The 22,289-nt window shown below is 57.7% G+C and carries 21 protein-coding genes; 18 read left to right on the top strand and 3 right to left on the bottom strand.

Annotation, left to right across the window (positions count from 1 at the left end):
* The first annotated feature begins 14 nt into the window (after positions 1-14).
* The 7 genes from CKV99_RS05365 to CKV99_RS05395 all read left to right on the top strand — a co-directional run bounded on the left by CKV99_RS05365 (position 15) and on the right by CKV99_RS05395 (position 7,657).
* Complete coding sequence (locus tag CKV99_RS05365) at positions 15-203, top strand: ubiquitin-like protein Pup (protein WP_092255405.1); 189 nt, start codon at positions 15-17, stop codon at positions 201-203.
* Between the two features lie 30 nt (positions 204-233).
* Positions 234-1,592: a Pup--protein ligase gene (pafA, locus tag CKV99_RS05370; protein WP_092255734.1), complete on the top strand. Its 1,359-nt coding sequence runs from the start codon at positions 234-236 to the stop codon at positions 1,590-1,592.
* A 26-nt stretch (positions 1,593-1,618) separates the two neighbouring features.
* The gene (locus CKV99_RS05375) at positions 1,619-2,551 is read left to right on the top strand and encodes a helix-turn-helix transcriptional regulator (RefSeq protein WP_092255408.1); all 933 of its coding nucleotides are present in this window, start codon (positions 1,619-1,621) and stop codon (positions 2,549-2,551) included.
* On the top strand, positions 2,541-3,494 hold the full coding sequence (locus CKV99_RS05380) for a helix-turn-helix transcriptional regulator (protein ID WP_092255411.1): 954 nt from the start codon (positions 2,541-2,543) through the stop codon (positions 3,492-3,494). The genes CKV99_RS05375 and CKV99_RS05380 overlap by 11 nt, the downstream gene beginning before the upstream one ends.
* 55 nt (positions 3,495-3,549) lie before the next feature.
* Positions 3,550-3,828 (top strand): Sec-independent protein translocase subunit TatA, encoded by a 279-nt coding sequence (tatA, locus tag CKV99_RS05385; RefSeq protein WP_092255414.1) that lies wholly within the window; start codon positions 3,550-3,552, stop codon positions 3,826-3,828.
* A gap of 69 nt (positions 3,829-3,897) precedes the next feature.
* Entirely contained in the window at positions 3,898-4,872 is a 975-nt protein-coding gene (tatC, locus tag CKV99_RS05390) for a twin-arginine translocase subunit TatC (RefSeq protein ID WP_092255737.1), read from the top strand.
* Between the two features lie 19 nt (positions 4,873-4,891).
* Positions 4,892-7,657, top strand: coding sequence for a DEAD/DEAH box helicase (locus CKV99_RS05395; RefSeq protein ID WP_092255418.1), 2,766 nt, complete (start codon positions 4,892-4,894; stop codon positions 7,655-7,657).
* Positions 7,658-7,675: 18 nt separating this feature from the next.
* Here the strand turns inward: CKV99_RS05395 and CKV99_RS05400 are convergent, their stop codons facing one another.
* Positions 7,676-8,278 carry a trypsin-like serine protease gene (locus CKV99_RS05400; RefSeq protein WP_231910181.1) on the bottom strand — a complete coding sequence of 201 codons (603 nt, stop codon included), beginning with the start codon at positions 8,276-8,278 and terminating at the stop codon, positions 7,676-7,678.
* 34 nt (positions 8,279-8,312) lie between these two features.
* On the opposite strand from CKV99_RS05400, the gene CKV99_RS05405 reads away from it, so the two are divergent.
* Genes CKV99_RS05405 through CKV99_RS05435 form a run of 7 tightly spaced genes read left to right on the top strand, consistent with a single transcriptional unit; the run spans position 8,313 to position 15,140 of the window.
* Positions 8,313-9,419: a M24 family metallopeptidase gene (locus tag CKV99_RS05405; protein WP_092255740.1), complete on the top strand. Its 1,107-nt coding sequence runs from the start codon at positions 8,313-8,315 to the stop codon at positions 9,417-9,419.
* On the top strand, positions 9,416-10,219 hold the full coding sequence (gene ygiD, locus CKV99_RS05410; RefSeq protein ID WP_092255424.1) for a 4,5-DOPA-extradiol-dioxygenase: 804 nt from the start codon (positions 9,416-9,418) through the stop codon (positions 10,217-10,219). Before CKV99_RS05405 ends, ygiD begins: the two co-directional genes overlap by 4 nt.
* Positions 10,216-10,935, top strand: a complete 720-nt coding sequence (locus tag CKV99_RS05415; RefSeq protein ID WP_092255427.1) for an SDR family oxidoreductase — start codon at positions 10,216-10,218, stop codon at positions 10,933-10,935. Before ygiD ends, CKV99_RS05415 begins: the two co-directional genes overlap by 4 nt.
* A gap of 42 nt (positions 10,936-10,977) precedes the next feature.
* The gene (locus CKV99_RS05420; protein ID WP_092255430.1) at positions 10,978-12,174 is read left to right on the top strand and encodes a lipase family protein; all 1,197 of its coding nucleotides are present in this window, start codon (positions 10,978-10,980) and stop codon (positions 12,172-12,174) included.
* Between the two features lie 10 nt (positions 12,175-12,184).
* The gene (locus CKV99_RS05425) at positions 12,185-12,715 is read left to right on the top strand and encodes an FxsA family protein (RefSeq protein ID WP_092255433.1); all 531 of its coding nucleotides are present in this window, start codon (positions 12,185-12,187) and stop codon (positions 12,713-12,715) included.
* Positions 12,716-14,188, top strand: a complete 1,473-nt coding sequence (lnt, locus tag CKV99_RS05430; RefSeq protein WP_092255436.1) for an apolipoprotein N-acyltransferase — start codon at positions 12,716-12,718, stop codon at positions 14,186-14,188.
* Positions 14,189-14,237: 49 nt separating this feature from the next.
* Positions 14,238-15,140, top strand: a complete 903-nt coding sequence (locus tag CKV99_RS05435; RefSeq protein WP_092255439.1) for a polyprenol monophosphomannose synthase — start codon at positions 14,238-14,240, stop codon at positions 15,138-15,140.
* Positions 15,141-15,243: 103 nt separating this feature from the next.
* Here the strand turns inward: CKV99_RS05435 and CKV99_RS05440 are convergent, their stop codons facing one another.
* A complete protein-coding gene (locus tag CKV99_RS05440) occupies positions 15,244-15,627 on the bottom strand; it encodes an RNA polymerase-binding protein RbpA (protein ID WP_092255442.1) in 384 nt (127 codons plus the stop codon).
* Positions 15,628-15,745: 118 nt separating this feature from the next.
* Between CKV99_RS05440 and CKV99_RS05445 the strand changes: the two genes are divergently transcribed.
* Both CKV99_RS05445 and CKV99_RS05450 read left to right on the top strand, forming a co-directional pair.
* A complete protein-coding gene (locus tag CKV99_RS05445) occupies positions 15,746-16,084 on the top strand; it encodes a hypothetical protein (RefSeq protein WP_408607552.1) in 339 nt (112 codons plus the stop codon).
* A gap of 13 nt (positions 16,085-16,097) precedes the next feature.
* The gene (locus tag CKV99_RS05450; RefSeq protein ID WP_092255448.1) at positions 16,098-16,793 is read left to right on the top strand and encodes a YceI family protein; all 696 of its coding nucleotides are present in this window, start codon (positions 16,098-16,100) and stop codon (positions 16,791-16,793) included.
* 170 nt (positions 16,794-16,963) lie between these two features.
* Here the strand turns inward: CKV99_RS05450 and CKV99_RS05455 are convergent, their stop codons facing one another.
* The gene (locus tag CKV99_RS05455) at positions 16,964-18,271 is read right to left on the bottom strand and encodes an SAM-dependent methyltransferase (RefSeq protein WP_169872678.1); all 1,308 of its coding nucleotides are present in this window, start codon (positions 18,269-18,271) and stop codon (positions 16,964-16,966) included.
* Positions 18,272-18,457: 186 nt separating this feature from the next.
* Between CKV99_RS05455 and CKV99_RS05460 the strand changes: the two genes are divergently transcribed.
* Positions 18,458-19,864, top strand: a complete 1,407-nt coding sequence (locus CKV99_RS05460) for an NAD(P)/FAD-dependent oxidoreductase (RefSeq protein WP_092255453.1) — start codon at positions 18,458-18,460, stop codon at positions 19,862-19,864.
* Positions 19,865-20,096: 232 nt separating this feature from the next.
* The gene (locus CKV99_RS05465) at positions 20,097-22,193 is read left to right on the top strand and encodes a pyruvate formate lyase family protein (protein WP_092255456.1); all 2,097 of its coding nucleotides are present in this window, start codon (positions 20,097-20,099) and stop codon (positions 22,191-22,193) included.
* The last annotated feature ends 96 nt before the right edge of the window (positions 22,194-22,289 follow it).

Here is a 22,289-nt window from a genome sequence, read left to right on the forward strand (position 1 = left end):
AAAAGGAGCACACTATGGCACGGCAACACATTCACGGCCAGCCCGACAACGACGATGGCGACTTTACCGACGACGGGCTGACCAGTGGGCAGGCCCAGATTAACACGGCTGGCACCGACGACCTGCTCGACGAGATTGACGGACTGCTAGAAACAAACGCTGAGGAGTTCGTGCGCTCTTTTGTACAGAAGGGCGGCCAGTAAGCGGTGAGCACAGTCTTTGCGCGGCGCATCATGGGCGTTGAAACCGAATTTGGGATAACCGCCACCATCGACGGGAGGCCCGTGTTGGGGCCTGAAGAGGTAGCGCGCTACCTGTTTCGGCCGATTGTGGCGAAATACCAATCCTCAAATATTTTCTCCCTTTCGGCCGCGCGTTTGTACCTGGATGTGGGCAGCCACCCCGAGTACGCTACTGCGGAATGTGACAGTCTCACCCAGCTTCTCAATCACGATAAGGCGGGGGAGAGGATCTACCATGACCTTGCGCTTCAGGCAGAGCAGGCGCTTGCCGACGACAATATCGGCGGGTCTGTGTACTTGTTTAAGAACAACGTGGATTCGGCCGGTAACTCCTATGGGGCCCATGAGAACTATCTGATCAGCCGAGACATGGTGCTGAAATCTTTTGGCAAGCAGCTGCTGCCGTTTATGATTACCCGCCAGCTGATTTGTGGGGCGGGCCTGATCAAGGAGGGCCGTTTCGTGCTCTCGCAGCGCGCAGACCAGGTGTGGGAGGGTGTCTCCTCGGCCACGACCCGCACGCGTCCGATCATTAACACCCGTGATGAACCTCACGGTGATTCGCACCGGTTCCGCCGGATGCACGTCATCGCCGGTGACTCGAACATGGCCGAACCCACGTTTGCTCTCAAGGTAGGTTCGACGCTGCTGGTCATCGAGATGCTTGAGGCCGGCTTCGCTCTACCGGACTTTGAGCTGGCCAACGCGATTAAGCACGTGCGTGACATCGCTGATGACCCCACAGGGGCCACGCCCCTGACATTGAAGGATGGCTCGACAGTCACGGCGTTGGAGGTGCAGCGGGCAATTTGGGCGTCGGCACGTGCCTGGTGTGACGCCCGCCCCGACGAGGGTACCCCAAATGAGGAGATGGTGCGCGTAGTAGATCTGTGGGGGCGCGTGCTCGACGCGATTGAGACGCAGGATTTCAGCGCGGTGGATACCGAAATCGACTGGGTGATTAAAAAGAAGCTGCTCGACGCCTACCGCGCGAAACTCACAGAAGGCTACGAGCACCCGAAGCTGCAGCAGATCGATCTGGCATATCACGATATCCACCCCGAGCGCAGCCTATTCTACCTGCTGCAACGTAAAGGTTTGGTGGCGCGGTGGACAACTGATGAAGCAATCGACGAGGCCACCCGCCATGCGCCACACACCACCCGTTCCGCGCTGCGCGAGCGGTTCCTGCGTGCCGCCGACGAGCTGGACGCCAGCATTTCTGTGGATTGGGTGCAGATGAAAGTCGATCGACCCGAGCCGCGCACGGTTGAGCTGAAAGACCCATTTGCTAACGAGGACGAGCGTGTCGACGATCTGATCGCCTACATGCACGCCCACCACCAGTAGAGAGAAAAGAAGGAAGGCTAAGCACCGTGACGACTGATGACGATGTGGTGGCACGCCTCACCAATCTCACGTTTGCGCTGCTTGGCGCCGAAACTCCGCGCACGCAGGACTGGGTGCGCCGCCATGTTGCCGGCTATGAAAACAAGACTGATCAGGCGTTCCAGCGCATGATTCAACGCGACGTGGCCTCCATCCGGCGCGCAGGGGTTCCTGCACGCAGCGAGAACGGCTTGGTGTGGGTGGATCAAGACACTTACGAACTCCCACCGATCGAGTTTACTGAGGCGGAGGCGACAGTCCTCGGTCTCGCTGGTGATCTGGGGCACTCCAGCAGCCTCGGAGCCTTTGCGCGCTCAGGGTGGACCAAACTGGCGGCCTCTGGGGCCACACGCAATTTCGATGATGCACCTTTTGCAGACATGGATAATGACGTGCTGCGGTTATCCGCAGAGCTCGTCAACGCCGTGACCGCGTGCATTCGTAGCTCCACGCGGATGAGTTTCGACTATCGGCCCAGCCCCACCAGTGATCCGCAGCGCCGCGTGATGGACCCGTGGGGCATCGTCGCACTCAATAACCGGGCGTACATCGTGGGTTGGGACGTGGAACGCGGAGCCGAGCGCAGCTTTCGCGCCATCCGTGTCAGCCAAGTACGAAAAGTACGTTCCGACGAGTTCATCTCCACCGAACGAGACCTCCAAGATGTGGTAGAGGAATCGCTGCGTGGGCCCACAACAACCGCCACCGTGCAGGTTTCCGGCCCGGTCCCCGAGCTCACTGAGCTCATTGAGCAGGGGGTACCCGGTGACGAGCACGGCGAGCATTGGATATTTGAAAACGTCGAGCGTGATTGGCTAGTACGTACTATTGCAAGCTACGGCGACGAAGTGATCGTCGTTAAGCCTGACGACGTACGCGCCGACGTCATCGCATTATTGGAGGCCGCACGTGAAAGATAGCCCCGAAAAGATTACTGACCTGGTACGTTCGCTGAACCTCGTGCCGTACCTGCGACAACATCCCGATGCATCGGTGATGGAGATCGCGCGAGATCTAGGCCTAACCCCACAGGAAGTGATGGGAGCACTGAACCGGCTGCACGTCTCCGGGGTGGGCAAAGGCCCTGGCGAAATGATCGACCTCGTGGCGGAATGGTCCGGGGTGACAGTCATCGACGACCAAGGGTTGGACAAACCACTGCGATTGACACCTACGGAGGCGAACGCGCTATTGCTGACTCTGGAGACCCTCGAAACAATCCCCGGGCTGATCGACCAGAAGGCAGTCACCTCGGCGGCCGCAAAGATCAGGGACGTCGTAAATTCTCCGGGTGTGACTGACATCATTGCAGATAGTGACCCCGGTCCAGCCGCCGTGATCAGCCAGGCGCTTGCTGGCAAACGACAGCTGAACCTTGAGTACTATTCGCCCTCGTCAAATACTACGCGAACCCGGCAGGTCAGCCCCGACAATCTCTTTCACCGCGATGGCCAAACCTACCTGCGCGCATGGGAAAACGGGGAGCAAAAAACTTTTCGCTTGGACCGGGTGCGCCAGGCGGCCCTCATCGATGAACCAGCGGTAGCCGAAACTGGTCGGTTTGATGCAAATGACCCCTTCGGCTTTGGCGACAAGCAGGTCGCCGAACTTCTGATCGCCCCCGAGGCAACCTGGCTTGTGGACTATTGGGAGATCGAACTAGGTCAGCGCAGTAGCACTGCGGGTGATCGCGGCTGGTGGCATGCAACCATGCCCTTTGGCTCACCAGAATGGCTTATTCGCTTCGCGCTGAGTCAAGCCGATCGCGTCAGAGTAGTATCCCCGCAAGCAATTGCGGAAGAGATCGCTCACCGAGCGGATTCGGCGCGCAGGCGTTATGATCGTGCGAACAGCCCTGATTAGCTGCTAAGTTGGTTAATCAAACGCCAAAGCTAACATTTCGAAAGGTCTCACTACAATGCCAAACGTCGGTTGGGTGGAATTCATACTCATCCTCGTCGTCATCCTGCTCCTCTTCGGCGCAAAGAAGCTGCCGGATCTGGCACGTTCGATGGGACGATCCGCGCGTATCTTCAAATCTGAAGTTAAGGAGATGCAGGACGATAACGAGCAGCCCCAACAACAAAGTCAGCTCACCCAGGCCCAGCAGGAGCAAGACTTCTGGGACCGACCAGAAAACCAGCCGACTGCGCACCCAGAGCAGCTCCCTCAACAGCAGAACCCTCAGAACCAGTAGTCAGGATCCGTGGCTGAGAAGAAGTTCCGCAGCACAAAGAAGAAAAAGCCAAAGAACCACGACGGCACGATGGCGCTTCGAGAGCACTTAATTGAGCTCCGGCGCCGGATCATGATTTCACTTGCCGCCTTGCTGGTCGGAACGATCATCGGGTTCATTTGGTACCAGAATGCACCTTTCGGCATATTCTCGCTCGGCGAGATCATCCGCCGTCCGTACTGTAACCTGCCCGAAGACCTTCGGGTGAGCTTCAACGACGGGGAAGAATGCCGACTACTTGCCACCAGCCCATTCGAAATGTTCATGCTGCGCCTCAAAGTGGGCGCTCTGGCGGGGCTCGTGCTGTCGTCTCCGGTCTGGCTGACACAGATCTGGCTGTTTATCGTCCCCGGACTGCACAAGAAAGAAAAACGTTACACCTTCACCTTTGTCACCCTGGCGGTGATTTTGTTCGTGCTCGGCGCATTGTTAGCGTACTTCATCCTTGATGTTGGGCTAGCAGTACTGTTATCCATCGGTGACGAGTTTCAGCAGGCCTGGCTGACCGGCCAACAATATTATGATTTCGTGCTGGGGCTGACAGTGATCTTCGGCGTAAGTTTCGAGATCCCATTGATCGTCATCTTGTTAAACATCATGGGAGTGCTGGAATATGAACATGTGAAAGATAAGCGCCGCATCGTCATCGTCGTGGTGTTCATCTTCGCTGCTTTCATGACGCCAGGCCAAGACCCGATCTCGATGATCGTGCTGGCTACGGCGGTGTCCTTCCTGGTCGAGCTATCTTTCCAGTTCTGCCGGGTGAACGATAAACGGAAGGCACGCAAGCGGCCAGAGTGGATGGACCTTGACGACGATGAAACTTCCGAGCTCAACCACATTCCGGCTCCTGTTAGCAAGCCAGCCCCGGTGTCGTCGTCACGCACTCCGGCACCGAGCTCTGAACCTACACCCAGTCCACAGCCGACCGCTCCACGCGCTGCTGACAACGCAGCCTCAACACGCGATAACACGGAAACCTCCTACTTCGACGATGTGCTCTGATGTGACCTAGTCTGGTGGCATGACATCCACCCATCTGGACGCGTTTAAAGCCTCAAAGCCTTACCTACTCGATGACTTCCAAATAGCCGGCTGCCAAGCAGTCGAGCAGGATCGGGGGGTTTTGGTCTGTGCACCCACCGGCGCAGGCAAAACCGTGGTAGGAGAATTCGCGGTGTCACTTGCCTTAAGTCGCGGCACGAAGTGTTTTTACACCACACCGATCAAGGCCTTAAGCAACCAGAAGTACCACGACCTAGTCGAGGAGCACGGTGAAGATGCTGTTGGCTTGCTTACTGGTGATGTATCAATCAACGGGTCTGCCGACGTCGTTGTGATGACTACCGAGGTACTGCGCAACATGATCTACGCACAGTCACCCCAGATCGACCGGTTGACCCACGTAGTAATGGACGAAATCCACTTCCTTGCGGACCGCGACCGGGGCGCGGTGTGGGAGGAGATCATCCTCAACCTTGATGAGTCGGTGTCGCTGATTGGGCTGTCGGCTACCGTCTCTAATTCCGATGAATTCGGCGAGTGGCTGAGCACTGTGCGCGGCGACACCGAGGTCATCGTGTCTGAGCACCGTCCTGTGCCGCTCAGCCAATACATGATGGTGGGCCGCAAGCTCTACCCGTTGTTTGAACCGGGAGAGGAGAGCCGCGTAAACCGCGAACTAGAGCGTAAGATTGAGCGCCTTGAGGCGGGCGCGACCAGCGAGGGCCGTAGCGACTTTGAGCAGGGCCGGGGATTCCGGGCGCGTGCAGAAGGCCGGCGCAGCGGCAAGGACCGTGCCCAAGACAGGTATCGGCCCGTAGGCAGGCCTGAAGTGATTAGCACCCTCGGCGGGCAGAACATGCTACCTTCAATTACGTTTATTTTCTCCCGGGCCGGCTGTGATGGGGCGCTCGCCCAGTGCCATCGCTCGCGGATGGAGTTGACCACCAAGGAAGAAGCGCAGCAAATTCGGGAGATAGTGGACAAAGGCGTCGAGGGGATTCCCGCTGAGGATCTCGAGGTGTTGAATTTTCGCCTGTTACGCTCGGTCTGGTCACGGGGTTTTGCGGCGCACCACGCCGGGATGTTGCCCGGGTTTCGCCACATCGTTGAAGAGCTATTTGTCAAGGGCCTGGTCAAGGCGGTGTTTGCTACTGAAACGCTGGCGTTAGGCATTAATATGCCCGCGCGCACCGTCGTGCTGGAAAAGTTAGTGAAGTTTAATGGTGAGGCGCATGTGGATCTCACTCCGGGCCAGTACACACAACTTACGGGCCGGGCCGGTCGTCGTGGCATAGACGTGTTGGGCAATGCCGTGGTGCAATGGGCTCCTGCGATGGATCCGCGTGAGGTGGCAGGTCTTGCCTCGACACGGACGTACCCGCTGATCTCAACGTTCACTCCGGGATACAACATGGCGGTGAACTTGATCGCCATGAATGGCTATGAGGATTCGCTGCGTTTGATTGAGAAGTCTTTCGCTCAATATCAGACTGACGGCTCGGTGGTAGACGAGGTCCGGCAAATCGAGCGTGCCCGGGTGCGCGTCGATCAGCTCCGCGAGCAATTGCATCGCGATATCGGATCTTTTGCGCCGTCTGAAACGCTAGCGGCAAACGCCGCCGATGATCTTATCGAGTACTTGGAGTTGCGCACTGAGCTGTCTGAGGCGGAGAAGCAGTCGAAGCGTGAGGCCGTTGAAAACCGGCAGGAAGAGATCACGAAGATTTTGGGCCGGCTGCGAGTCGGTGAGGTGATCGTGTTGCCGTCGAAACGGCGTCCCGAGCTTGCCGCGGTGGTGGCGCCGGCGGGCCGCCAGGACGACCCGCGCCCATGGATCACTACTGAGCGTGGGTGGTCCGGGCGGATCGACGCCGCTTCGTTCCGCAACGCTCCTGTCGTGGTCGGCGAAATCAAGCTGCCGCGCCATATCGCGGAGCGCCCCCGCAAACACACCCGGCGCGTAGTGGATCAGCTGCACAAGGGGCACTTCCGTAAACCAAAGAAGTTGAAGGAGCAGGCGCGTTCTCGCCCGAATAAGAAGGTGGTGGCTCTGCGGGCGGCGTTGCGGGACCATCCGGTGCATAGCTGGCCAGCCACAGGCCGCGAGATGCTGGCACGAGTGGGCGATGAGTTGGCTCGCGAGCAGCGTAAACTGGGCCGACTGGAAAAACGAGTGGATCAGGCGACGGACTCGTTGGGCCGCACTTTCGAGCGCATTGTTGGGTTGCTCACCGAGTTGGATTATATCGAGCTTGTCGACGGCCAACCACAGATCACTGATGAAGGTGCTCGGCTGGCCGAAATCCACAACGTGTCGGATTTGTTTGTGGCGCAGTGTTTAAAGCGGGGGATCTGGAACGAACTGGATCCGGCGGAGTTGGCGGGCGTGTCGTCGTTATGCGTGTTTGAAAATCGCAAGATCAGTGGGGGTACACCGAACGCGGCGACTGACCGGATGGCTGACGCCATGAATGACACAATGCGCATTTACGGCGAGATTGTTGTCGACGAGCGTCGGCACAATCTACCGCTGACGAAGGAGCCGGAGGCCGGCTTCGCCCTCGCAGTGCACCAGTGGGCTGCCGGTGCACCACTGGGGTACTGCCTGGCTGCGGCTGCCGAAAGTGGTGCGGATCTGTCCCCGGGCGATTTTGTCCGCTGGTGCCGCCAGGTGGTGGATTTGTTGGGGCAGATTGCTAAGACGGGCTACACCGACGACATCAGGCGCAATGCGCGTCAAGCGATTGATGCGATCCAGCGTGGTGTGGTGGCTATCGGGGCATAGTCAGCCCTGTCAGCCCTGTCAGCCCTGTCGGCGCTGGTCGGTGTGCGCGCGGAGCTGATCGACGATGGGCTCGAGCAGCGCTGTTGTGGCAATGCGCAGGTTGATCCCGGCCGGGGTGAAGATCAGCGACTGCACCCCAATAAGTTGCCCGCCTGCGTATACGGGGCCTCCCGAGTCGCCTTTGATGGCGGGATTGGCGTTGAGGATGAAGCCTGCCGGGCGCACCACAGTAGCCATCCCGCGAGAGACAGCGATGGGAGAGCGTGCCAGGAACCACCCGCGACGCAACCGGAAACTATCGCGACCGCGCACTGTTCCTCCGAATCCCGCGGTCACAGTCGGGGTGAGCAGGGTGGGCGTGGAGCCGAAGGTGGGGAAGTCGCCGGCTGCGACGTGGGTGATCGGCGGCAGGTGGACGATGGCGAGGTCGGTGCCGTCGATAAGTTCGATATCACGGGGGACACGGCGCACACCTGCTACCCACACGTAGGTGTTGTGGCGCGATTCGCGGAAGAAGTGCGCGCAGGTCAGTGCCGTGGAGGCATCGATGAGAACGCCGGAGCAGAATGTTCGGCCGTTAGTGATGCGGGCCAGGGTAGTGGGCAACACGGTAGTCAACACAGGTGACCATGGTAGTAGATCTAGCATGGAGGCTATGACTAGTTCGATTGCTACAGAGTTTCCGTTGTCCGTCTACGCCGAGCGTATGCGCAAGGCCCAAGAAATGCTGCGTGCGCAGGGCCTAGCCGGAGTGATTGTGGGTACGGGGTCCGAGTTTGCCTTTTTGACCGGGTCCTGGATCAGTTCCCATGAACGCCTCACTGCCCTGACCATTCCGGCTGAGGGTGTGGCGCAGGTCGTCGCACCGATGACTGATATCGGCGACCTTGATCTGCCTGGCATCACCGTTCGTGGTTGGCGCGATGGTGAGGATGCATATCAACTTGCGGTGGAGCCTGTGTCCGCGGGCACTGTGGGGCTTGGCTCCTCGCTAACGGCCGACCATGTCTTTGCGCTCCGGGAGCGTATCGACGGTTCTTTGGTCCTGGCCACGGATGTGTTGGCAGAGGTGTTCATGGTCAAGGATGAGGCGGAGTTGGAGCAGTTGCGTTTTGCAGGAGCTGCCATTGATCGCGTGCACGACCAGGTTCCGGGCTTGCTTCGCCCGGGGCGTACTGAACGTGAGGTGGCTGCTCAGATCGAAAAACTTATTCTCGTTGAGCATGATGTCGTGGATTTTGTCATTGTTGGTTCGGGTCCGAACGGTGCGAATCCACACCATTCGTTTTCTGACCGTGTGCTGGTCGATGGTGATCTGGTCGTGGTCGATCTTGGTGGGACGGTGGGGGTGGGGTACCACTCGGATTGCACGCGCACCTATCGTGTCGGTGCCGGTGTGGCGCGTGACGACGAAGTTTCCCGCGCCTATTCAACGCTGTTGCGGGCGCAGGAGGCTGCGTGCGCGGCGGTGCGTCCGGGGATGACAGCAGGTGAATTGGATGCGGTGGCGCGCGACATTATCAGCGAGGCAGGGTTTGGGGATTGGTTTACTCACCGTCTTGGACACGGGATTGGTCTGAGCGTGCACGAAGCTCCGTTTATCATTGCCGGCTCAAAGCAGGTGTTACGGGAGGGGATGGTGTTTTCCATTGAACCGGGCATCTATAAGCCCGGTGCATGGGGAATGCGCATCGAAGACATTGTTGTTGTAACATCAAACGGAGGAGAACGCTTAAACTTTCAACCAAAGGAGCTTCGATGACAACCCGCGCATTATTCGTCGGCCATGGCACGCCCATGAACGCAATCCAAGACAATGATTTCACACGCACGTGGGCACGCCTAGGCGAGCAGATCCGCCGCGAAAATGCCACGCCACGTGCCATCGTGAGTATTTCGGCGCACTGGTACACCCGGGGTGCCGGGGTTACCGCCATGACCGACCCAAAGACAATTCACGATTTCTGGGGTTTCCCGCCGGAGCTGCACTCGGTGGAATACAACGCACCCGGTGACCCAGAGGTGGCTGAATTAGTCTCAGACATTGTCAAACCAACATTGGTGCAGCAGGACTATAACTGGGGATTGGATCACGGCACCTGGAGCGTGCTCAAACACATGTTTCCCGACGCCACAATCCCCGTAGTACAGCTGTCTATCGACGCCACGAAGCCGCTGAGCCACCACGTTGAGATGGGCACGAAACTTGCACGCCTCGCGCGGGAAAATAATGTGCTCATTGTGGGGTCTGGCAATGTGGTGCATAACCTGCACATGGTCCAACGCCATGCGGGCGACACTGGCTTCGCCTGGGCTGACGAGTTCGACGAAGATGCCGCCTCCATCATGAAGACAGACCCGGAACGCCTCAACGCTTTGGCCGATCACGCATCCTATTCCCGTGCGGTTCCCACCCCCGATCACTTCCTTCCCTTGGCCTATGTCGCCGGTGCAGCCGCAGGGTTTGGGCACACTGAAGTCGATGAGTTTAATAAGAAGCGCACCTGGGGTTCCCTATCTATGACCGGCTTCACGGTCGAAACAGGAGACTCGCAAGCATGAGTTCGGGCACGATCTTACTGCTTGGCGCTACAAGCGATATCGGTGTGGAGATTGCCGCACGCATTTGCACAGGCCGCGACGTGGTTCTAGCAGCACGACGTGTGGAGGCTCTTTCTGCCGTGGAGCAAAGACTGCGTGATGCCGGTGCACGAGACCTTCGCCGTGTTGCCTTCGAAGCAACGGATCTGGCGTCACACCGCGAGATTGTGCGCGATGCTGCACCGACAACCGCTATCGTCGCGTTTGGTATTTTGGGTACGCAGTCGCGCGCTGAATCCGACGAAGCGCACGTAGCCGAGATTGCCACGGTTGATTACACTGCCCAGATCACCATGCTCACGGTGCTTGCCGACGAAATGTCGCGTGGAGAAATCATCGCGTTTTCTTCCATCGCGGGCTGGCGGGCACGCCGCGCTAACTACGTCTATGGCTCCACGAAGGCAGGCCTTGACGCTTTCTGCCAAGGTCTTGCAGACCGGCTGCACGGCAGCGATCTGGCTCTGATAACCGCCCGTCCCGGTTTTGTCATCGGAAAAATGACCGAGGGCATGAAGCCTGCGATCATGTCGGTCACGCCCGATGTCGTAGCCGCTCACGTAGTCCACGCGATAGGGAAGACAGGCTCGCGCACCGTGTGGATTCCGCGCAGGCTTGCTGTTTTGGCCGCTGCCATGAACCTTGTGCCGCGACCGCTGTGGCGCCACATGCCACGCTAGCCACGCTAGTGATGCGACACTAACACCACCGGCACTACTAGGATGGCCTGCGTGATAGCCCGAACCCTGTTGCCTTTTTGCTACGATCTGCTGCGCAGGCGTCGCGGTGCTGACCCCGATGACGCAAAAGCCACCTGGGTTATCGGCGGGACTCCGGGCACACTTATTCATGCCCGGCGCATCCCTGCGCTTGGTTTGAACACGCGCCTTAACCACGCACATGCATGGCGCATTACCTACGTCACCTCCGACGCTGAGAACCGCACGATCACCTCCACGGGGGTAGTGTTTCGCTCCAATAACCCGTGGCAGGGTGCCGGCCCCCGGCCCACTATTGCTTTCGCTCCGTCCACCCAGGGAGTAGCCCCTCATTGTGACCCGTCCTATTCCAGCACTGTGGGCCTGGAATTTCGGGGCGATTTCGATTTTGTCGCAGCCTACGAACAACCTGTTATCAACCTCATGGTTGCAGCTGGTTCGCACGTGGTGGTCACCGACTACCCCCGTGACCCCGAGGACAATATTCAGCTGTACTGCGACCATGGTGCAGCTTCTCACGCGCTTGCCGACGCCGTCCGCGCCGCCGCATCGCTCGGCGTGGGGCATGAGAACTTGGCCTTGTGGGGGTTCTCTCAAGGCGGTGGGGCAGTAGGCACCCTGCTGGAACACCCCGAATATTGCCCTGAACTGCAGCCCCAGGCTGCGGTAGTGGGAGCGCCTCCGGCGGATCTTGTTGCAACCCTCAAGCATGTCGACGGCGGGCTGGCTACCGTGGTCATCGCTTACGCCGCAGCAGGACTGGCCGCCTTGAGCCCAGCGATCCGTGATGAAATTTCTTCCGTTCTCAACGATCGGGGGCTTGCCTTGTTGCGTCGCGCCGCCGAGGTCTGCGTCTCCGGTGGTGCCCAACGTGTGACACGTGCGCCCACCTCAACGTGGACTATTTCTGGTCGATCCTTAGCAGAGCTTCTCGACGACCTTCCTGCCACTGGCGCGGTCCTCGACCAACGTCGGCTGGGCACCCGAAGTCCTTTGATTCCGGTTCGACTGTGGGGCAGTGTGCATGATGATATCGTTCCGTATTCAACAGTGGTGGACCTGGCAGATGCATGGGGCGTTGAGCTCCAAACGCGTCGCCTGCCTCGGATTCCTGGACGTAACGCGCTGAACCACTTCCTGCCGTACTTTCAGCATGCCACCAGTGATGTCCGATGGCTTCTCTCCCAGCTGGGCAGGTAGGGTTACCACCATGCGAATACTGCTTGGATTTCTGCTCGTAGAGGCGATGGTCTTCATCGCGGTCGGCGCGTGGATCGGCTATGGGTGGGCAGTTCTGCTTGTTCTTGGATTGATGCTGCTCGGCGGGTTGGCGGGTGGTGCGTCGTTACGCACAACCTTGCTGAGTAGTGCCCAGACTGGGTATGAAAATCCCGGCAAAGTGGCGGGTGATTCCGGTTTGATCCTGGCAGGGTGGGCGATGAGTATGATCCCAGGCATTGTCAGTTCCGTCGTAGGTTTAATCCTGCTGTTCGGGCCGACACGGTCGGTGATCCGCCGTTTTGCGGCCACGAAGATCACCCGCGACTTCGAAAACTTTGGCATGTCGATTTACCAGCATTCGCCACTGTCCAAACGCCACGATGATTACGGTTCCTTTGACGGCGGGGCCTGCGACGGATCCGCTGCCGGAATGGTTATTGACAATGAAGAGATCGAACACTGGACCCGAAAACTAGATCCTGATGATTTCAAGACCGACGGCAAGGGCGGGGACAAGTAAGTGATATTTGTGCTGCGCCTGGCGCTGGCGGCGTTTTCGGGGTTTGTCGCTTTTGCGTCTTATGAACCATTGGGCTTGTGGTGGGCTGGCATCGCAGGGATTGCGTTGTTGTATATCTGTCTGATTCCGTGGGGGACAAGGAAACCCACCGGGTGGGGTGGTGCGGCGATCGGGTTTGCGCACGGTTTTGTGCTGTACATGTTTTTGCTTCCGTGGATCGGTGAGTATGTTGGGCCGCTGCCGTGGGTTGCGCTTGCAGTTGCCTGTGCCCTGTATTCCGTGGCCACCGGCGCGTTTGGGGTTTTCGCTGCTCGGCATCGCGGGGGTTTTATCGCTTTCTCCGTGATCTACGTGGCGGTGGAGTTCGCCCGGTCGTCGTTTCCTTTCGGTGGTTTTTCCTGGGTGCGCTTGGCATGGGGCCAGATCAACGGCCCGCTGGCCAATCTCGCCCCGTGGGGTGGCCCAGCGCTTGTTACGCTGGCCACTGTTGTGGTCGCGACAGGTGCCGTAGCGTTTTTCCGCTCCTCACGGGTTGGCGGTACGGTGGCGGTGGTTGTTCCCATCCTGCTTGGTCTTGTGGCAGGTTTGGGCGTGAATAACCCGGAGCACACCACCGATGAGATCACCGCTTCGGCGATCCAAGGAAACGTGCCTCGCATGGGCCTCGACTTCAACGCACAACGCCGTGCTGTGCTGGCCAACCACGCTCGTGTCACTGAAGAGTTGGCAGCTACTGGTGTAGAACCCGATATTGTGATCTGGCCGGAGAACTCGTCGGATGTCAACCCGTTTACTGATGAGGAGGCACGTGAGCTTATCGACGACGCCGTCGCCGCGATTAATGCGCCCGTGTTGGTGGGCACAATTACATATGACCATGTTGGTGCCCGCAACACCATGGTGGTTTTTGACCCGGCTACGGGGCCAGGGGACTACCACCACAAGATCTATCTCCAGCCCTTTGGCGAGACTATGCCGATGCGTGAATCTTTCCGCTTATTTTCCCCATATGTTGATGACGCCGGCGATTTCAAACCTGGCAATGGCGACGGCACGGTGACGATGCGCGATATTGTGGTCGGGGTGGCCACGTGCTACGAGGTGGCGTTTGATCCGGCCTACCGGGACTCGGTGCTCAACGGCGCTGAGATCCTCACTACGCCAACGAATAATGCGACTTTCGGTTTCACCGACATGACGTACCAGCAACTCGCGATGAGTCGTTTGCGCGCCATCGAATTAGATCGCGCACTGGTAGTGGCGGCGACCTCTGGAGTGTCCGCTATTGTCCACCCCGACGGGAGTGTGTCGCAGAAAACCGAGATCTTCGAGGCCGACACCTTGACCGAAACTTTACCGTTGCGTGATTCCATTACGTTTGCTGCACGGTACGGTGCAACTGTGGAGTGGCTTCTGGTTGCCTTGGGTGTGCTGTCGATGGGGGTGTCGCTAGTTGTGCGCCGTCGCGGGTAAACTGGCCGATAGCACTGTTTCTTAACACTTTAAGGAGAATGGATTTACCGTGGCTCAGGTCGACGATTCAACGCTTGTGATCATCCCCACGTACAACGAGCGTGAGAACCTCCCGCTGATCGTCGGGCGCGTGCGCCAATCCAGCCCCGAGGTGGACGTTCTTATTGTCGACGACAATTCGCCTGACGGCACCGGTGACAAGGCCGATGAGCTTGCTCGTGACGACGATTCCATCCACGTTTTGCACCGCGAAGGCAAAGGTGGCCTCTTAGGGGCTTACCGCGCCGGTTTCGACTGGGGTTTGCAGCGAGATTACCAGGTGTTGTGTCAGATGGATGCTGATGGCTCGCACGCGCCTGAGCAATTGCACTTGCTTCTCGACGAGATTGACGCGGGAGCAGATCTAGTGATTGGCTCACGTTATGTGGACGGTGGCAAGGTAGTTAACTGGCCGAAGGATCGCTACATCTTGTCTAAAGGTGGCAACCTGTATATCTCGGCTGCGTTGTCGGGTGATGTGAAAGATATGACGGCGGGGTATAGGGCGATTCGTCGCAGCGTTCTCGAGACGTTGGATGTGGATCAGCTATCGACCAAGGGCTACATCTTCCAGGTGGAATTAGCGTTTCGCGCCATCCAGTCTGGCTTCGATGTGCGTGAGGTTCCCATCACCTTCACCGAGCGTGAGCTGGGAGAGTCGAAGCTGGATGCAAGCTTTGCCAAGGACTCGCTAGCAGAGGTCACGAAGTGGGGGTTGGAGCACCGTGGGGAGCAGCTTGCAGAGATCGTGAACTACGCAAAAAACTTCACGGTATATGAGTTCAAGCGCTCACCATTAGCAAGCCTGCCGCGCAAAGCCAAGAACCTGGTGCGCGACATCGTCGGTATCACTCAGGAAGTGGGCAAACTAGCTGACTATGAGGTTCGACATTCCAAGCACAAGAAGGCCTAATGCGCGTCACAATAAAGCCCCAGCTCATTCCTTAACCGGAAGTGGCTGGGGTGTTCGTCGTTAAGTGTGCTTTCCGAGGCGCGACGAAAGACGCGCGGACGGCCTAGCTTTCCTGCTCTTGCTGTTGCTGCTGTTCCTTCGCGATGCGGGCAGCGTGACGGCGACGTTTGCGCAACTGCTCAAGGCGCTCCTCCAACAAAACGTCGAGCTCTTCAATGGAGCGACGTTCGCGCAGCATATCCCAGTGGGTACGTGGTGGTTTGGCTGGCTTGGATTCAACGCCTTCACCTTCAATAAGGGTGCCAAGTTGACCATTCTTGCACATCCACTCTTCGGGAATCTCTGCGTCATCCGCGAATGGAACGTCGAAAATTTCGCCCGATGGAGTCTTGTATTTGACCATCTGACGGGGTGCCAGGTCATGGTCGCGATCAGTTTCGTAGCTGACTGCGCCCATACGGCTACCGCGCAATACGCGATCGGCCATGTTGCATCCATCCCTTCACATCTTTAGTGCCTGCTCGCTTCACTCTACAGGCAGTCTTACCATTATAACGGTAGGGCTGTTTAATTTGTTCCCCTTGAGTGGGCTAAGGTAGATGAACGTGACACATCCCCAGACTGAATTGCGACCCACCTGCCAATGGTGTGGGAGTGAGTTGGCTGTCCAGAAGGGGAGAGGCAGGCGTCGAAAGTACTGCAGCGCTGCATGCAAACAGCGGGCGTATGAACAGCGCCACAATTTCATCGGCACCGCCATCCCACAGCAGGCGGTAATTTTGGCACCGGATAAGGCAGAGTCACTGCGTGACGATTTATATGCATTACGCTGTGCTGCGGAAGACATTGCGACAGCCTGCTCTGAGAATGCGGAGCGCAACGAAATTCAGCAGTTATGCAATGAGCTAGTGTCCATGGCGATACGTATTGAGAAACTGAGGTAGAAACGTGCAGAAAATGAGCACCACCACGAAAGCGCTCTTGGCGTTGGCAGTAGTGGTGATCTTGGCCCTGGCCGCGCTAGCTATCGGTCCCGTTGTCTATACCTTGGCGATGGGTTCTGGTGTGAAGACCGAGGGGATCAACGAACAACAGGTACAGCCTGCTGCGACCGATGTCAACGGTGAGTGGAACATCACCACGCGCGCGGGGCATAACTCGACGTCTGTGGGCTTTACCTTTGACGAGGTTCTTCCTGGTGAGCGAACAAGGACATCGGGATCTACACAGGACGTGTCTGGTTCGGTCACGATTGAAAACGAGACTCTGACCGCCGGTGAGGTCACCGTAGGAATGGGTAATATCGTCACGGACCGAGATAACCGTGACTCAAATGTGCGTATCAAGATTTTGCACACGGATGAATTTCCAGTGGCAACATTCACGGTGACCGAGCCTGCGGATGTCTCCGGCCTTCCAGAAAATGGCTCAGTGGGAACCGTTGAGTTGACTGGCGATATGACGATCCACGGCGAAACCAACTCGATCACGCAAGAATTTAACGTTGCACGCGACGGCAATAATCTTGTCGTTGCGGCCGACATTCCGATTAATCGCCTGGATTACGGCGTGGAGTCACCGGAGTTTGTTGCAGCGACCATCGCCGAGGAAGGCGAAATCAATGTTCGCCTAAATTTTGTACAGGATAAGTAGGCGAAATTACGTCACTGTTACGTAAAAGTGCCGGCCGGGTGCATGTCCGCCAAGTGACGATGCAGAAGATTATCAACAGTAACGGAGATGATCCCTCATTGTCCGATAATGTACATTATGTCAACTAACGTTTATGGCGCCGGTCCCCGCTTAAGTAAACCATCGCCCCCTTAGCGCATACCGCGACGATGCCGGTGCGTTAACGTGAAGTGCACCACCTCAAGCATGCTTTCTCTGACCAGTGCCTCCCGCAACGACAGCTGCCAGATCCAGAGCCTGCGGTACACCGCATCGAAACCATCAGCAGCCGCTTCTCGCAGCTGCGTGGTAAACGTCTCACGCTGCAGTTTCAATGACTGTTCAAGATGTCCTGGAGCATGCACTTGGCTGATCACCCGCAGGCCCGTGTGCCGGTCAACGAGCTTGAGTACATCTTCTGGCTGCGGGTAGCTCAGGCCAGGCCAAATATAGGCCCGCAGTGATTCGACAGCAGCCTGTGCTGCAGGATTGAATCGATCGGTGGCCGTGACGGTCTGGAGCGCCGCTTTCCCGCCAGGGGCGACAAGCTTATCTACGGCAGTGATAAACGGCACTCGTTGGTCAGGAGGAATGGTCTCGAGCTTTTCGGCACTAACAACGGCGTCGTAACGCCCATGCCAGCGGCCTGGGGCAAAGATCGGCGGATCAATCAGCTCGGTATGGACAGCGTCGGCAACTCCGGCAAACGTCAGTCTCTCATGGAGTGCGTCGTAAAGTTCTGGGTCTGCCGTGACAGTATCTACGGTTGCGTTACACCGCGCTGCCTCAATGGCAAGGGCGCCACCTGCTGACGGATACTCCAGAATATGGGTTCCAGGACCCGCGGCAACATAATCGAGCAGCATGCGTGCTGCTCGACGCTGCGCATCGCCAAGATCATCGCGATTCACATCCAGCGGATCACTGATCTCCGTGATGTCAACAAAATGAGTCGCAGGCTCGTCACCTCGGCCCGCCCCTCGTGCGTAGGATGGAACACTGACTCGTTGGGTCGTCGGCACGCCCGTGGCAAATCTGCCCGCAAACGCACTCATCCCATCTCCCGAGTAGCGTTCTACTAGCTCTGGGGGTACTTCCCCGCCAACATATTCTTCGTCGGTAGGCACTACCGCGGTTTTTGGATGATACTCAACAGCCAGTAAGGCTGCCAGAACATCGACGAGGCCGCCTGGGGTGTCAGTCTCCCACTCTCCGGCAAGGTAGCCTTCTGCCAGACCCACCCAGCCGTGGGTAGCGATGCGTGAAAATAACGCTTCGTGCTTAACGACGAGATCTGCCGTTGGATGCTCGTCGTTAGGCACAAGTGTCAAACCAGCGTGAGCACAAGCTCGCGCGAAGGCTGCTTCTGCCCGACGGGCGCGCATTCGGATACCCCAACCGGCAGGAACATTCGCGACGCTAGGCCACGCCTTCGCATCAATGCTTCGCGTGTAGGGCATTTCAATCACGCTTTTCACCTTAAACCAGTACGCGCGGTATTCTTCGTAAGGCGCGACGTGTGCCTCGCTTCGTGAGGCCCTCACGTAGCGTTACTATGACTTCAGTTGAAACCGGTAATTAACCGTAGAATGAAGACGGATTTCTAATCCATCCCAATAAGTACTGCTGCACAAGGAGTTAAATCTGTGTCTCAATCACCCACCCGACCACCAGGGAACCGCCACCATGTCGTAATTATCGGTTCTGGATTCGGTGGCATTTTCGCGGCGAAGGAGTTGGCAGATGCCGATGTCGACGTCACCTTGATCTCCCGCACCAACCACCACCTGTTCCAGCCTCTGCTTTACCAGGTTGCTACCGGCATCTTGTCCTCTGGTGAGATCGCGGTGTCCACCCGTCAGATCCTGTCACAGCAGCAAAACGCTCGCGTGATCAAAGGCGATGTGGTGGACATCGACGTGGAGGACCAAGTTGTCCGCATTAACTCCAGCGCCTACGAGCGTTCTTTCGAGTACGATTCCTTAATCGTCGCCGCTGGCGCGGGCCAGTCCTACTTCGGAAATGACCACTTTGCACAGTATGCTCCTGGATTGAAGACAGTCGATAACGCTCTTGAGCTGCGAGCACGTATCGTTACCGCGTTTGAGCGCGCGGAGGTCGCACAAGACCCAGTCGAGGTGGAGCGCTTGCTAACGTTCGTCATCGTCGGTGCTGGTGCGACGGGTGTGGAGATCGCCGGCCAGATCGCGGAAATGGCAAACCGCTCCTTCAAGGATGATTATGACAGTTTCGAGCCGAGCCAGGCGAAGATTATCTTGCTCGATGGCGCATCGCAGGTTCTGCCTCCTTTCGGTAAGCGCCTAGGCCGCAACGCTCAGCGTCAGTTGGAGAAGCTGGGTGTAACGGTACGCCTCAACGCGATGGTGACCGACCTAGATGCAAACACTGTGACCTTCCGCGACACCAAGACGGATGAGGAAACCACCATTGAGTCCTTCACCAAGATTTGGTCTGCCGGTGTGCAGGCATCACCGCTGGGTAAGATGATCGCGGATCAAACTGGTGCTGAGGTTGACCGTTCCGGACGCGTGATCGTGAATTCCCAAGCTCTTGCTGGTGAGACGAATAACATCTACGTTATTGGCGACATGATGAACTTGAATAATCTGCCGGGCGTTGCACAAGTGGCAATTCAGACCGGCGAGTACGCCGCGCAGTCAATTAAGAACTTCGTGGAGCACAACCAGGATCCACGTGAACGTGAACCTTTCGAGTACTTCGACAAGGGTTCGATGGCTATCGTCTCCCGCTTCTCTGCTGTGGTGAAGATGGGCAAGGTGGAGGTCACCGGCTTCATTGGCTGGATCATGTGGCTTGTCGTTCACGTCATGTTCTTGGTGGGCTTCCGTAACCGCTTCGTCTCAATGATCACGTGGGGACTTAATGCCCTGTCCCCTCGCCGCTATAACCTGGCAATCACGTCCCAGCAAATGCACGGCCACACCGGCTTGAGCAAGCTGAAGGTTTCAAACGGCGAAGAATCAAAGCAGCTTCCGGAAGTGCGCGACACCACCAATCTCGGAGAGGACTAGACTCGGTTGACCCCCACCCTGAGGTCGACCGGGGCGGATGCATGCACTGTGACCATTGTTACCAGGCTCAATACAGCATTAATTAAATATCACCTATATAATGGGTGATATGTGGGGTCCACGCTTAAACAAGCGCACCAACCAGCGCAAAAGAACGATGTTATCGGTATAGGAAAGGGACAGCGTGTACCCCAGAACGGTTTTAGCTTTGATCAACTGAAAGGGACCGCTTGTGACTACAGTCACTTCACCAAGCCACACCGCATGGCAAGGCTTCGAGGACGGGCCGTGGACGGACACGATCGATATCCGTGACTTCATCCAACGCAATTACACCCCGTACGACGGGGACGCGTCTTTCCTTGCTGGACCCACCGAGAAAACCCTCCGCACGTGGGACCACCTAGAAGAAAACTACCTCTCCGTCGAACGTCAACGTCGCGTATACGCTGTCGATACCGATACCCCGGCGGATATTGACGCGTTCGGCCCCGGCTACATCTCAGAAGATGACGACATCATCGTCGGCCTGCAAACCGACGAGCCTTTGAAGCGCGCCATGATGCCGTACGGTGGCTGGCGCATGGTCAAGCAGGCCATTAAAGAGTCTGGCGAAGAGGTCAATCCCGATGTAGAGACGATTTTCACCAAGTATCGCAAGACGCATAACGACGCCGTCTTCGATATCTACACGCCCCGAATCCGTGCGGCGCGCTCATCACACATCATCACCGGCCTGCCAGATGCCTATGGGCGCGGACGGATCATCGGCGACTATCGTCGCGTCGCCCTTTACGGTGTGGACGCTTTGATCGAGGAGAAGGAAGCCTCCAAACACGCAGTCGGGTCCCTTGGCTTTTCTGAGGATTGGGCGCGCTTCCGGGAAGAACACTCCGAGCAAATCAAGGCGCTGAAAAAGCTGAAGGCGATGGCTAAGGCCTACGGCTTTGACATTTCGGGTCCCGCAACGACCGCCCAGGAGGCGGTGCAGTGGACCTACTTCGGCTACCTCGCAGCGGTGAAGAGCCAAGATGGAGCAGCGATGAGCTTCGGCCGCCTCTCCCCTTTCTTCGACATTTACTTCGAGCGTGACATCGCCAACGGCACTCTTACCGAGGAGGGCGCTCAGGAGATCATCGACGCACTAGTGATCAAGCTGCGCATCGTGCGGTTCTTGCGTACCGAAGATTATGACCAAATCTTCTCTGGTGACCCCTACTGGGCGACCTGGTCCGACGCTGGCTTCTCCGAGGACGGCCGCCACCAAGTAACTAAGACCGCATTCCGCCTGCTGCAAACCCTGCGAAACTTAGGCCCCGCACCAGAGCCGAACATCACTATTTTCTGGGACCCAGAGCTTCCCAACGGGTACAAGGAATTCTGCGCTGCGATCTCCATTGAGACCTCATCGATTCAGTACGAGTCTGATAAGCAAATCCGCGACCAGTGGGGCGATGATGCCGCGATTGCGTGCTGCGTGTCACCGATGAAGGTGGGCAAACAGATGCAGTTCTTTGGCGCGCGCGTTAATGCCGCGAAATCTCTGCTGTACGCCATCAATGGTGGCCGCGATGAGATAACTGGCCAGCAAATCACCAAGGATCACACCCCAATCGAAGGTGATGGGCCACTGGACTTCGACGAAGTCTGGGAGAAGTACGAGCTCATGCTCGACTGGGTTGTGGGCACCTACGTGGAAGCGCTCAACATCATCCATTACTGCCACGACAAATACGCCTACGAGGCGCTGGAAATGGCACTGCACGATTCCGATATCATCCGCACCATGGGATGCGGGATTGCAGGGCTGTCGATCGTGGCGGACTCACTGTCCGCGATCAAGTACGCCAAGGTCTACCCCATTCGCGACGAGACGGGTCTGGTTGTCGACTACAAAACAGAAGGCGATTTCCCGTTCTACGGAAATGACGATGACCGCGCTGATGACATCGCGGCCACCATCGTCCACACCGTGATGGAGAAAATCAAGGCTATCCCGATGTACCGCGACGCGATCCCGACCCAGTCTGTTCTCACGATCACCTCGAACGTGGTGTACGGCAAGGCAACCGGCAACTTCCCGTCCGGGCATAGAGCAGGCACTCCGTTCGCCCCGGGCGCGAACCCCGAAAATGGTGCCGACAATCACGGCATGGTCGCATCGATGCTCTCGGTGGGTAAGTTGGACTACAACGATGCCCTTGATGGCATCTCCCTGACCAACACCATCACACCATCTGGTTTGGGGCGCACTAAGGACGAGCAGGTAACTAACCTGGTTGGTGTGCTCGATGCCGGCTTCATCATGGACCCAGCATGTAGTACGTAGCAATTCCGGGGTGAGTGTGACACCACGTTCTCACCCGCATTGCACATCGACCTATCCACCCACGTCAATCACCTACACATTTACTAAGGAGAAAAC

The sequence above is a fragment of the Corynebacterium cystitidis genome (assembly GCF_900187295.1).
Lineage (GTDB): Bacteria > Actinomycetota > Actinomycetes > Mycobacteriales > Mycobacteriaceae > Corynebacterium > Corynebacterium cystitidis.